The sequence below is a fragment of the Filifactor sp. genome, from assembly GCF_057248345.1.
Genome location: NZ_DBHIIC010000002.1, coordinates 28,242 through 40,809 on the forward strand (window position 1 = coordinate 28,242; position 12,568 = coordinate 40,809).

General features: G+C 34.5%; 10 protein-coding genes and 1 tRNA gene. 9 read left to right on the forward strand and 2 right to left on the reverse strand.

What is annotated here, in order from left to right:
• Positions 1–249: 249 nt before the first annotated feature.
• The 4 genes from ACO5GE_RS00610 to ACO5GE_RS00625 all read left to right on the forward strand — a co-directional run bounded on the left by ACO5GE_RS00610 (position 250) and on the right by ACO5GE_RS00625 (position 4,793).
• Positions 250–1,560, forward strand: coding sequence for a Na+/H+ antiporter NhaC family protein (locus ACO5GE_RS00610; protein WP_484828981.1), 1,311 nt, complete (start codon positions 250–252; stop codon positions 1,558–1,560).
• A gap of 180 nt (positions 1,561–1,740) precedes the next feature.
• Positions 1,741–2,529 (forward strand): electron transfer flavoprotein subunit beta/FixA family protein, encoded by a 789-nt coding sequence (locus tag ACO5GE_RS00615; RefSeq protein ID WP_484828982.1) that lies wholly within the window; start codon positions 1,741–1,743, stop codon positions 2,527–2,529.
• Between the two features lie 17 nt (positions 2,530–2,546).
• The gene (locus ACO5GE_RS00620; protein WP_484828983.1) at positions 2,547–3,545 is read left to right on the forward strand and encodes an electron transfer flavoprotein subunit alpha/FixB family protein; all 999 of its coding nucleotides are present in this window, start codon (positions 2,547–2,549) and stop codon (positions 3,543–3,545) included.
• 381 nt (positions 3,546–3,926) lie between these two features.
• Positions 3,927–4,793, forward strand: coding sequence for a VanW family protein (locus ACO5GE_RS00625; protein WP_484828984.1), 867 nt, complete (start codon positions 3,927–3,929; stop codon positions 4,791–4,793).
• A gap of 200 nt (positions 4,794–4,993) precedes the next feature.
• Here the strand turns inward: ACO5GE_RS00625 and ACO5GE_RS00630 are convergent, their stop codons facing one another.
• Together ACO5GE_RS00630 and ACO5GE_RS00635 are read right to left on the reverse strand one after the other, a co-directional pair.
• Positions 4,994–5,686, reverse strand: coding sequence for a GTP pyrophosphokinase (locus ACO5GE_RS00630; RefSeq protein ID WP_484828985.1), 693 nt, complete (start codon positions 5,684–5,686; stop codon positions 4,994–4,996).
• A gap of 113 nt (positions 5,687–5,799) precedes the next feature.
• Positions 5,800–6,966, reverse strand: a complete 1,167-nt coding sequence (locus tag ACO5GE_RS00635; RefSeq protein ID WP_484828986.1) for an iron-containing alcohol dehydrogenase — start codon at positions 6,964–6,966, stop codon at positions 5,800–5,802.
• A gap of 861 nt (positions 6,967–7,827) precedes the next feature.
• On the opposite strand from ACO5GE_RS00635, the gene ACO5GE_RS00640 reads away from it, so the two are divergent.
• The 5 genes from ACO5GE_RS00640 (at position 7,828) to ACO5GE_RS00660 (ending at position 12,567) form a co-directional block, all read left to right on the forward strand.
• Positions 7,828–8,898, forward strand: a complete 1,071-nt coding sequence (locus tag ACO5GE_RS00640) for a hypothetical protein (RefSeq protein WP_484828987.1) — start codon at positions 7,828–7,830, stop codon at positions 8,896–8,898.
• A gap of 421 nt (positions 8,899–9,319) precedes the next feature.
• Positions 9,320–9,396: transfer RNA gene (locus ACO5GE_RS00645), tRNA-Arg, on the forward strand.
• 106 nt (positions 9,397–9,502) lie between these two features.
• Complete coding sequence (gene cuyB / locus ACO5GE_RS00650; RefSeq protein WP_484828988.1) at positions 9,503–10,204, forward strand: cysteate racemase; 702 nt, start codon at positions 9,503–9,505, stop codon at positions 10,202–10,204.
• Positions 10,205–10,598: 394 nt separating this feature from the next.
• Positions 10,599–11,036 carry a MarR family winged helix-turn-helix transcriptional regulator gene (locus ACO5GE_RS00655; RefSeq protein ID WP_484828989.1) on the forward strand — a complete coding sequence of 146 codons (438 nt, stop codon included), beginning with the start codon at positions 10,599–10,601 and terminating at the stop codon, positions 11,034–11,036.
• Complete coding sequence (locus ACO5GE_RS00660) at positions 11,026–12,567, forward strand: ABC transporter permease/substrate-binding protein (protein ID WP_484828990.1); 1,542 nt, start codon at positions 11,026–11,028, stop codon at positions 12,565–12,567. The genes ACO5GE_RS00655 and ACO5GE_RS00660 overlap by 11 nt, the downstream gene beginning before the upstream one ends.
• Position 12,568: the final 1 nt, after the last annotated feature.

Here is a 12,568-nt window from a genome sequence, read left to right on the forward strand (position 1 = left end):
TCTTTTTATCTCTTTATCTTTTTATCTCTTTATCTTTTTATCTCTTTATCTTTTTATCTCTTTATCTTTTTGTCTTGTTATTTACTCAACTATTTCTTGAACTATACATCCATAAGGCAGATTGCACGATATCTTAGTCAACTCATTCTTACAGACAATATCGTATCACTTTACCAATAATACTGTTTGACTTTATGGTATAATATCTTCAAATATTGAACTGTTATGTTTTAGGGAAGGAGGATTTTTATGGCAGAAGGTATTACCCTGTTGTTGTTTTTACTTCAAATCGGTCTTTGTATCACATTGGGAAGAGATATCCTATACGCTCTTGCAGGATCTCTTCTTTGTTTTTCAATCTATTGTTTCTATCTAGGACATTCTATGAAACAATTATTCCAAATGTGGATGATTGGAATCAAAAGAATCAAAGGAATCCTAACGATTCTTCTTCTTATCGGAATGCTTACTGCCACTTGGCGTTCTAGTGGCGCCATCTCTTTTATGGTATATTACGGAATTCATATCATTTCTCCAAAGTATTTTATCCTATCCGTTTTTTTGTGTTGTAGCTTTGTTTCATTTTTGATGGGTAGTTGTTTCGGTTCCTCAGGTACAGTTGGGGTTTTATGTATGACAATGGGTTACACCATGGGTATCAATCCCGCAATTACTGCAGGTGCAGTCATATCCGGAGCTTTTTTCGGTGACCGTTCTTCGCCCATGTCATCCAGTGCACTGTTGGTCGCCGAATTAACACAAACCAATGTCTATGAAACCGTTATTAAAATGTTAAAAACTGCTTTGATTCCATTTATCATCTCTTGTTTACTCTACTATTTTCACACAACAGACCATATATCCAACGCAGAAATTCTACAAAAGATAGAATCCTTTCAACAGTTCTTTACACTTTCACCAATTGTATGTATTCCTGTTGTATTGATGATTTTTCTTTCGATATTTCGTGCACCGATTCAAATGATCATGAGTTCCAGTATACTTTGCGCCTCGGTCATATCTGTTATGATACAAAAAATGACACCATCTTCTCTTTTACAATGTCTTATCTTCGGATTTCGACCTGAAACTCAGGATACCACCATTTTGTTGTTATCAGGTGGTGGGATGTCATCCATGATTCGTGTAATTTCTATTATCATTATATCTGCCTGCTATCTTGGAATTTTTCAAAAAACACCACTTCTTTCCAAAATCAATCATATTGTGATCGTCTTTGCCAACAAAACAACCTCGTTTTTTGCATTGATGATAACCTCAATTTTTATGAATATGATTGGTTGTAACCAAAGTTTGGGAACTATGCTTACCTTACATTTCTTTGAACCGATTGTTCTTGACAAGAAGGTTCTGGCACTCTATTTGGAAAACAGTTGTATTATCATTGCAGGTTGGATACCTTGGAATATTATGTTGTCCGTTCCACTTGCGACCATCGGTGCTGATGTAATGTGTCTTAGATACGCATATTTCATTTTTCTACTACCATTTTGTTTTCTCATCATGGATACAATTTCTTTCAAAAAGAAATGCTCCTGACATTTCGCAGTACAACATTTAAATCTTAAATGAAAAGGAAAAAACAAACAAAACCAGAAGTTATTATCTTTTTTTGAATAAAAAATGTAAAAAAGGATATATAAAGAAAGTACCAATATCAATTTGATATCATTTGTTTTTTAACAATTATAATAAAAAATTATTTTATGGGAGGCAATTATGAAAATCTTAGTCTGTGTCAAACAAGTTCCATCCGTTTCACATGTTGAAATCGATCGGAAAACCAATAACCTTATTCGTGAAGGTGTTCCTTCTATCGTAAACCCTGCTGACAAATACGCAGTTGAGCAAGCACTTCAACTAAAAGAAAAATTCGGAGGTACTGTAAGTATCTTATCAATGAGTACACCGGATGGTGTCCAATCAATCAAAGAATGTATCGCTATGGGAGCTGACAACGGCTATCTTGCAAGCGATCGTGCATACGGAGGATCAGATACTTTGGCAACAGGATACATCCTATCTTCTTGTATCAAACATATCGATGAATTTGATGTGATTTTCACAGGAACACAAGCAATTGACGGAGATACAGGACAAGTTGGTCCGGAAGTTGCAGAATTCCTTGGATATTCTCAAATCACTTATGTAAAAGAAGTAGAAGCATACGAAGATAAAGTAATTGCTTATCGTGATTCCAATAACGGAGTTGAAAAAGTAGAATCTTCTTATCCTGTTGTTCTTACTATCAGTAGAGAAGCACAAGAACCTCGTGAAGCAACGGAAGAAGGTCTTAAAAGAGCTGAAGAGGCAGAAATTCCTGTTTTAGATGCAGCAACTGTAGGCATTGATACAGATCGTTCCGGTCGTAACGGTTCTGCAACAATTGTTCACAATGTTTTTCCACCTGCATTGTTGGAAAAAGGAACAAAAATTCAAGAAGCAACAGAAGAGGAATCAGTAAAGAAATTAGTTTCCATTCTTTTGAAAGAAAATTTGATTGGATAGAACAGGGGGATACAGTAATGGAATATAAAAATATTTGGGTCATCATCGAGAAAGTAGATAATAAACCGGTTCAAGTTTGTCTTGAAATTTTAGGAAAAGGGCGCGAGTTAGCAGACCAAAAAGGTGAAAAACTGGTTGCTGTTCTCATTGGAGAAAACAACGAAGAATCTACAAGAATGTTAATTGAATATGGTGCTGATGAGGTAATCAACGTAGAGTCTCCTCTATATAAACACTATACAACAGACGGATTTACAACTGCATTGGATCAATTGATTGATAAATATAAACCGTTTGCTATCCTAATCGGTGCAACAAACAACGGAAAAGATCTTGGGGGAAGAATTTCAGCAAGAAGAAAACTTGGACTTGTTGCTCACTGTACAGATATTTATTGGAATGAAGAAAAAACAGATTTGATGTGGGTTAGACCGACATTTGACGGAAAATTATATTCCACAATCTTAACATCAACTCTTCCACAAATCGGATCTCTTGGAAGCAGTGTGTTCCGTGGGAACAAACCGGATGCCTCCCGACAAGGAGTTATCACAAACGAAACGATTGAACTGTCTCCATCAGACATTCGTACTAAAGTGTTGGAATTTATTAAAAACGAAACAGAATCCGGAAAAGAAGTTTCCCTAAAAGATGCTAAGATTGTTGTTTCTTGCGGACTTGGAATTCAGGAAGAAAAAAATATTGAAATCGTAAAAGATTTTGCAAAATTAGTCGGTGGAGCCTTGGGATGCACAAAACCTTTGGTAGACAAAGGCTGGTTGCCACAAGAAAATCAAGTAGGAACTACAGGAACGAAAGTTGCTCCAAAAATCTACTTTGCATTCGGTATTTCAGGTGCACTTCCTCATGTTGGAGGAATGAAAAAATCTGATCTTATCATTGCAGTAAATACCGATCCTGATGCTCCAATTTTTAAAATAGCACATTATGGTATCGTAGGAGATTTATTTAAAGTAATTCCTGCCTTAACAGAAGAATTAAAAGATATTTTTTAATAAAGCAACATAGTATTGACAAAAAGTTTTTCTTGCAATCTTACAAGAAAAACTTTTTTGTCTCTAAATGTTATTTACACAAATCAATGCTCATATTGACTCTACTATCAAATTATACTGAGTAATTCGTCAAAAAATGTCAGAAGGATCACTTGGAATGCTTTGTTTCATAATACCATGATATCGCATTTCATGTTTTTAACTGATTGTTCTTTTTTATATATTACAAAAATATTACAATTTGTAATATATAAAAAAATTCTCTTATTTTCATTATATTTTGTGATATTATAGATTTATATACGTTTTACAGGAATTCTGTATTTCTTATTATAAAAATACATTTATTTGAAACTATTACTATAAAAGGAGGTCTTTTTATTGAAAATAAAAAAAATCATTTCATCAACACTACTATTAGCACTACTTAGCACTTCTGCAATTTTCGCAGATGTAGAATCAACAAATTCGGAAACAACTGCTCCTTCATCTACGGATGAACAAGCCGTTCCTTCTGATACAGAATATACAGAAGATATTTCCGATACTACTCCGACCGACTTAGAAGTATTAGATACCTTAGATCAAAATTATTATAATCAAACTCCGGTGAAGCCACAGCCACCTCAGGTTCCACAACAAGCTCCACAAGCGCCAAAAGTACTTTCTCTTGGAAAATCAACTTCTAATTTTTCTTCATCTCCGGCTAACAGAAAATTCAATATCAAAAAAGCTGCAAGTGCTTTAAACGGAAAAATCGTACAACCCGGTGAAACATTTGATTTTAACCGAGTAGTAGGGCCTACATCTCAAGCAACAGGATATCGAAATGCAAAAGTTATTTTTGATGGAGATTTCGTAGACGGATATGGTGGAGGAGTTTGTCAAGTATCATCTACCTTATTCAATGCTTGTTTAAATAGCGGTGTAGACATTACTCAAAGAAGAAACCACTCTTTGCGTATCTCCTACTATCCTCCGGGATATGATGCAGCTGTAAATTATGGTTCTTTAAATTTTAAGTTCAAAAACACATACAAAGTTCCTGTAAAAATTAAGGCAACTGCTGATAATTCAAATATTACAATTGAGCTAATTGCAATGAAAGATACTACAAAGAAAGTAGTTTCTCTAACTCGCGAACAAAAAGGTAATAACTCATTTGTTCTTTCGAGAAAAATCAAAGAAAATAATGTCATCGTGAAAAAAGATTCTTTCCGTTCCAATTATGGCGAAAAGAAAAAATAATATTGCTAAATTTGTTTCTCTATCCTAATATAGAGAACTGACACACAAAAATAGTCGGAGTTTTCTCCGACTATTTTTATATTATCTCAAAATCTATTGAACCGTAAATTCAATACAAAATAAACATATATTCCATACCGTTTGTAAGTCTATCATTTTGATGATAACATCATATTTTGTTGATTGTGAGTTGCAACTTCCTACTTATCGAACTCTTCAATCCGATCCATAATCTCATATAATATTTTTTGCATTTTTTCATCAGTATCTGCAATCACATTTGCACAATCTAATAATTTTGCACCGATTTCCTCTGAATCAATCGTCTTCTTTTTGTAACGCAAATGATGCTCCAAGCTCGCCCAAAAGTCCATCGCAATCGTTCTAATTTGCAACTCAGCTCGAATAAACTCCTTGTGATCTGAAAAGAACACCGGAACTTCCACTATCATATGATAGCTTCGATACCCGTTCGGTTTTGGATTTTTGAAATAATCCTTGATTTCAATAATTTTAACATCATCCTGCTTTTCAAGCATTCCTGAAAGCTCATAGATGTCGTCAATAAAAGAACAGATGACACGAAGTCCTGCAATATCATTCAAATTCTTTTCCATAGACTCTACAGAAATTGGTAAATTTCGTCTTTTTAACTTCTCGATAATACTCGCAGGTTGTTTGATTCTTGTCTGTACCATCTTAATCGGATTTCGTTTGTTTCGAATAGACATCTCACTATTGAGCACTTCCAGTTTTGTCTTGATTTCTCGAATGACACATTCATATTTCATCATAGAAAACCGAAACGGCTTCATTTCTTCATAAAAATCGCCCAAATCTTTTGGCATGCTCGCCGATTTCAAAACTGTACTGTTCAACGGTTGATCGTACATTGAATTCCTCCTTATATAATAAAACTACCTTTTCATTTCTATCCCATCTTCTGTAGGAAATAACAGAAATATCAACCTCATCGGAATAGCCATCTTATGGCAATATCCAACTTCTACAAACACATTTCAAAAATCGATTTGATATCCTGTTTTCCAAGAGGTTTGAATGCCGGTAATACCTTTCCGTGACAAGCTTTTTCAGCCATAATGTCAAAATGCTCTGTTCCAATCCCTACTTCTGTCAATGTGCTCTTCAATCCCAAATCTTTGTATAAGAATGTTTTTACATGCTCGATACTCATTTTTGCAACTTCCATTGGAGGAAGAGAAGGATTGATTCCAAACACATTTGTTCCAAATTGGTAGAATTTGTCTACTGTAGTTTCATCTAGACAATATTCCATCCATTTTGGAGTCAAAATTGCCAATCCCAGTCCATGTGTAATATCATAATATGCTGATAACACATGCTCCATCGGGTGACAACTCCATGCAGTATTTTTACTTCCATCAATAAATCCGTTGATAGCCCAACTTCCTGCCCACATCAAATTAGCACGTGCTTCATAGTTTTGAGGTTCTTTAACTGCAATCGGACCATATTTCACAATCGTCTTCATCAAACCTTCCATGACTGCATCCAACATATATAAATCCTTTTCTCTGTTAAAATACACTTCCATAATATGAGATAACATATCTGCCGCTCCGCAAGCAGTTTGATACTCATTTACGCTATAGGTAATCGTCGGATCTAAAAACGATACTTTTGGGAAAAGATGTTTTGAATATCGTGCTAATTTATCGTTTGTTTCTTCATTACTGATAACCCCACAGGGATCCATTTCTGAACCTGTTGCTGCAAGAGTTAAAATTGTTACAATCGGCAATGCACTGTCAATAGCTGCACCCTTTGTAAAAAAGTCCCAAGGATCTGCATCGGTACGAGCACCTGCAGCAATAAATTTCACTGCATCAATGGTAGATCCTCCTCCGACAGCCAACACAACATCAATGTTGTTGTCTTTACATAGGCGAACTCCTTTTCGTACTGTATCTACTCTAGGATTAGGTTCTACTCCGGAAAGCTCAAACACTTCTAAACCGGACTCTTTCGCTTGTGAAATAACATTATCGTAAACTCCGTTTCTTTTGATGGAGCCTCCCCCATATACAAGCAATACACGGTTACCGAATTTTTTTAGTTCAGCTCCCAAATATTGTAATTGATTTTCTCCAAAATAAACCTTTGTCGGTATTTCATAAATAAATGGATTCATACTGTATCCCCCTTTTCTTATCCATTATACCATAGATTATGGTTTTATTGAACAGAATGCTCATATACGAACAATCAGCCTCTCTCAAATCACAATATTCACAATCCTACTCTTCAAATTTCGACGAAATAAATTTCACTATTTTGATAAAAACTATTTACAACTCTACTATGGTACATTATGGTAATATTATGTAAAAAAGGGAGGGGAATTGGAGAAGAGTTTGAAACATAATCACAGGATGATTTAACATTATCGTTGTTAGGGCTAACAATCAGCAAATCAAGCAATCCTAAAAAGAGAATGTAACCTTTTTTTCTCAGTGAACGATGTTTATTTTATTACTCCATACAAAATGAAAAATATTAAATCAATCGTATTGATTATTTTATTCCTAAATATAATAGATGAAACTTCCGGTGATGCCGGTGTATTAAGCACCATACTAAACCTTATTAAATCTATACTGTTACTTGTTATTCTGCTTTACATCTATAGAGAAGAACATACTGATACCAACGAATCAGCAGACTGATTATAATTGAAAACAGCAGAAAAAAAGAATATCACTCTTATCTAATCGCTTAAAGGTGTGTTATCAGAAACAAAGCAACATTGAAGGAGTAACACACCTGAGTGAATTGATTTTGGAAGAATGAGATGACTATCAAACAAAGAGCAATGAAGTCCACGTCTACCTCTTTGAAATCTTCCTATTATCATCTACTATGATTACATTAGAAATTATCAAAATTTACTTTTTCAGAGCTGTCAAAATAGAACCACTGATGTATAAAAACATACCCTATTCGTTCTTATGACTGTACTCTAAAGAGACATATCCCAAAAAGGAGTTATTTTATGTTACTACAAAACAATTGGTCACAAACAACATACGAAACCTTATGCGATTTAATAGAAAGAAAAAAGAGCAGTTCAGACACACCAAAATATGAACGAAACTATGTTGTAACGGATTGGGACAATACTTCGGCAGTGTTCGATATGGAAGATGCGACTTTTTTGTATCAATTATTTCATTTAGAATATCGTATGACTTGCGAAGAATTTTCATCTGTGCTTACAAAAGACATTACGGTAGAACCCAATTCTTTTGGGGAAGAGTTGATCAAAGATATCATCAGAAGATATCCTATTGTGATGCAACAAAAACAAATCTCTTCTTCTAAAGAATGGAATAAATCCTTAGATTATCAAGCCTTTGTCGCACAAATGGCATACTTCTATCGATTATTAGAACCGGGTATCAAAAAAAATATGCGTGGTGGAAACGATATGTATCTGTTTTACAATATGACAGAATCTGAATTGAGAAACCTTGGTCAAAAAACTCTCTCATATTGGTCGAAAGAACCTCTTTCCTCAACAAATTTTTCATTCGAATTAAACGGTGTGCAAAAATCATGTTCCTATCCAACAGGTCTTCGCGCAATTCCTGAACAAGTTAATTTATTCCACACCTTGCGTGAACATTTCATTGATGTCTATGTATGCAGTGCCACCAAACAAGTTCTTGTAGAAGAGTTCGGTTGTTCTCCTAAGTTTGGCTATGGCTTTCAAAAAGGTGAAATCATAGGTTTTCAGCTCACACAGAATCACACAGGTCAATTCTTACCGGAAGTGGATTCCTCACAGATAGAAACAGTCGGCCAAGGAAAAGCTGATTATATTCATACCTTAGAGCAACTTTATCATAAAGCACCTATTCTCTATATGGGAGACAACAACGGAGATTATGAGGCACTCACCTATCCAAACTTAGAAGTTGGAATTATCTTCGATCTTCCACGAAAAGGAAAAATCAACGAGCTAAAACAAATTGCAATCAACCAAACTCCATCCGATACACGCTATCTTATTCAAGAGAGAGAAAGTATCTTAAATGAATTGGAGCAACCATACAGTCTCTAAATTGTATTTCCCATAACGGAAAAACTTTTCCAGCTTCTCTGATAATCGTAGAACATAACCTACCAACATGAAGATGGGAGGATATCAACGAAATCGGTAATCCAACGATAGAAATGCAAAGTTCGTTTCCGTAAAATGAACTTCGAACATATCACTTAATAACCCTAATGTGAATCACAGGAACAAATGAATAGAACAGTTTCACAAAATCAAGCAAAGTTGTCGTGAATTTCGTTTTTCACAAGGAAATTTTCTTTCCATTTCGAAAGGATATGGATTCTCCTTGTTTCATCAAGTTGTTTTTGCAGTGAATAAAAGTCCTTATCATCAATGCAATTTTCTCTTCTTTTTTCATTGTAATTCTTGACAAAGAACAGGAAGACTTGTATACTTGTATGGGTAAACATCGTTACAATGTTTTGTACCCATAGCTCAGCTGGATAGAGTGTTTGGCTACGAACCAAAAGGTCGGGGGTTCGAATCCCTCTGGGTACACCAGTATGGACTGCGAAACATCGCAGTCTTTTTCTTTGGAACTTCTTTTTATATCATTTAAAAAATGATATAGTTTTACTATAGAATGTAGAAGGGATCTCATTGTTTTATGAAACATAAGAAAAAAATGGGTGTCATTGGTGGTATGGGCCCTCTTGCGACAATGGACTTTGCAACAAAAGTTGTTCGTTTTACAGAGGCTTCCTGCGATCAAGACCACATTCCTATGATTATAGACAACAGAATACAAATTCCGGACAGAACGAATTATATCTTGAACGGAACCAATAGCCCTCTATCTGAATTGATTGCATCTGCAACTTTTTTGGAAGAATCCGGTGCAGAATTTCTTGTGATGCCGTGCAACACTGCACACTATTTTTATGATGAAATCAAAAAACACATCCATATTCCTTTTCTACATATTGTAGAAGAAACGACAAAGGAAATTTTGAAATATAAAGACACCGTACACAAAGTTGCTCTCATTTCTACCACAGGAACATACTCGTGCGGTTTGTATCAGGATTCGTTTGCAAAACAAAAGGATGTCGACTTATTGTTGCCGGATGAATACGGAAAATCTTTGATTATGGATATGCTTTATGCTATCAAGTCAGGACAACCGAAAAATCCGGACGCTTTGATGAAATTATTGGATGATTTTATGCAACAGGGAGCACAAGACTTTTTGCTTGGATGTACTGAGGCTCCTCTTCTGTTCGAAAACTACCATATCTCATATCCGGTATTCGACTCCTCATCTATTTTGGCAAAAAGTGCTATTGCATTTGCTTGTTCTGAGTCATAATCCTAAACATCAATCTGAAATTCCATAACAGGAAACCACTTTCTCACGATTGTTGAAAGGGCGATAACAAAAATAACAGAATTAAGAAAAACACTTTCTCTATTTCGTGAAGTGTGTTTTGCTTAGTTCTTTTTTTATAGGAAACTTTTGAAAAGGACTAACCATCATAACGATAAAAAATCACATCACTATATCAATTTCGAATCAAGGATAAGATCCCCATTGAGAAAAAACCTAATTTAAAATCAAAAAATAAGAAAAATTAACCTTAAGAAGAAAAGAGAATCTAAAGGATAGAAATGCAAGTATATTTTGAAATTTATCGATTGACAAAAATAGTTCTATATCGTAGTATTAACGAAGATATTTCTATATAGAAATGAAAGGAGATGCAATGAAAATAGAAGGTGGATATTTAATCGGAAGAGCAAAATTCCTTAGTGGAAGAAAGTTGAATAAACTATTTTCTGAATATGGTCTAACAGAATTCAATGGAGAACAAGGCAAAATTTTATATTCTTTATGGAAAAATGACGGTCTTAGCAGTACCGATCTCTCTTTAGAAACAGGACTTGCAATCAACACCCTAACCAATATGCTTACTAAAATGGAACATTCTGATTTAATTTATCGAAAAATGAGTAATACAGATAAAAGAAGGAAATATGTATTCTTAACAGACAAAGGAAAATTATTGGAATCAAAATCTAAAATTGCAACAGATAAGATGATTGACATTTTCTATAAAGATTTTTCAATCCAAGAGATAGAAACCTTTGAATCTATGTTAAGGAAAATTATTTCAAATTTGGAGGATGAAGATGATAAATAACATTTTGGAAGAGTTGTCAAACAACTCATCCTTTTATCTAAACTTATTTACAGAACATATCGTTATCACATTTATTGCAGTAATGATTGCCATCGTGGTAGGACTATCTATCGGCATCTTTATTTCACAAAAACCTAAAATTGCAGGATATGTTATATCAGTTGTTAATATTGCCTATACAGTTCCGTCGATAGCTCTTTTAGGATTCTTAATTTCTTTCACCGGAATAGGAAATACAACAGCAGTCATTGCACTTACGATATACGCACTACTTCCTATTGTCAGAAGTACCTATGTAGGAATCACCAACATTGATCCTAAAATCATTGAAGCAAGTAGAGCTATGGGAAGTAAAGAATTTCAAATCTTATATCAGATTAAACTTCCTTTGGCATTTCCTGTCATCTTTTCATCGATTATGAATATGGTAACGATGACAATCGCGTTAGCCGGTATCGCATCTTTTGTCGGTGCAGGTGGCTTAGGTGTGGCAATCTACAGAGGAATAACCACAAACAATGATGTTCTGATTTTGATAGGAAGTATCTTAATTGCATTATTGGCACTGGTAGTAGATGGTATTTTAAGTTTACTAGGAAAATTAGTTACAAGTCGTAAATTAAAAAAAATGACTCATAAAAAAACACCAATCGTATTGAGCTTTCTTTTGATTGTATGCTTGCTTACATTTGGACTGTATCAAAATGACAAGCAGGATACTATAGAAATCGCATCAAAGCCAACCTCAGAGGGATATATCTTAGCTGAACTCGTCGGAGAACTAATCAAACAGGATACCAAGTTAAATGTAAACATCACACATGGAGTTGGAGGTGGAACAGGAAACATCCATCCTGCAATGCTAAAGGGAGATTTTGATATGTACCCTGAATACACTGGAACTTCTTGGCAAATCGTATTGAAAAAAACAGGAATTTATACGAACGACAAATTCCATCTGCTTAATGAATCCTATAGAAACAACTACCAATTGATCTGGAAAGGTTTGTTTGGATTCAATAACACTTACAGTTTAGGAATCAGAGCTGATTTGGCAGAAAAATACCATATTAAAACTTTCTCAGATTTAGCGAAGTATTCAGAAAATCTTATATTTGGAGCAGAATACGATTTCTTTGAAAGAGAAGACGGATATCATGCACTTACCGATGCTTATCAATTACAATTTAAAAAGAATGTAGATATGGATAATGGTTTGAAATATCAAGCATTATATGACAAAAAAATTGATGTTATGACAGTATTTACAACAGATGGCCAACTGTCAGATCCAAGAATTGTAGTGCTTGAAGATGATCTTGGTTTCTATCCGAGCTATATGGCAGGTATGGTGGTAAGAGAAGAAATACTCAAACAACATCCGGAACTGAATGACGTATTGGAAAAATTGAACGGATTAATCGACGAACCTACGATGGCAAATCTGAACTACAAAGTTGAAATCGACAAAGAGAATCCAAGTGATGTCGCAAAAAATTTCCTAAGAGAAAAAGGACTTTTGGAGGAATAGC

What these genes read in the sequence shown, in the direction of transcription:
- ACO5GE_RS00630 (WP_484828985.1), bottom strand. Translation starts at nt 5,686, where the DNA reads ATGTACGATCAACCGTTGAACAGTACAGTTTTGAAATCGGCGAGCATG.
- ACO5GE_RS00660 (WP_484828990.1), top strand. Translation starts at nt 11,026, where the DNA reads ATGATAAATAACATTTTGGAAGAGTTGTCAAACAACTCATCCTTTTAT.
- ACO5GE_RS00610 (WP_484828981.1), top strand. Translation starts at nt 250, where the DNA reads ATGGCAGAAGGTATTACCCTGTTGTTGTTTTTACTTCAAATCGGTCTT.
- ACO5GE_RS00655 (WP_484828989.1), top strand. Translation starts at nt 10,599, where the DNA reads ATGAAAATAGAAGGTGGATATTTAATCGGAAGAGCAAAATTCCTTAGT.
- ACO5GE_RS00620 (WP_484828983.1), top strand. Translation starts at nt 2,547, where the DNA reads ATGGAATATAAAAATATTTGGGTCATCATCGAGAAAGTAGATAATAAA.
- ACO5GE_RS00640 (WP_484828987.1), top strand. Translation starts at nt 7,828, where the DNA reads ATGTTACTACAAAACAATTGGTCACAAACAACATACGAAACCTTATGC.
- cuyB (WP_484828988.1), top strand. Translation starts at nt 9,503, where the DNA reads ATGAAACATAAGAAAAAAATGGGTGTCATTGGTGGTATGGGCCCTCTT.
- ACO5GE_RS00635 (WP_484828986.1), bottom strand. Translation starts at nt 6,966, where the DNA reads ATGAATCCATTTATTTATGAAATACCGACAAAGGTTTATTTTGGAGAA.
- ACO5GE_RS00615 (WP_484828982.1), top strand. Translation starts at nt 1,741, where the DNA reads ATGAAAATCTTAGTCTGTGTCAAACAAGTTCCATCCGTTTCACATGTT.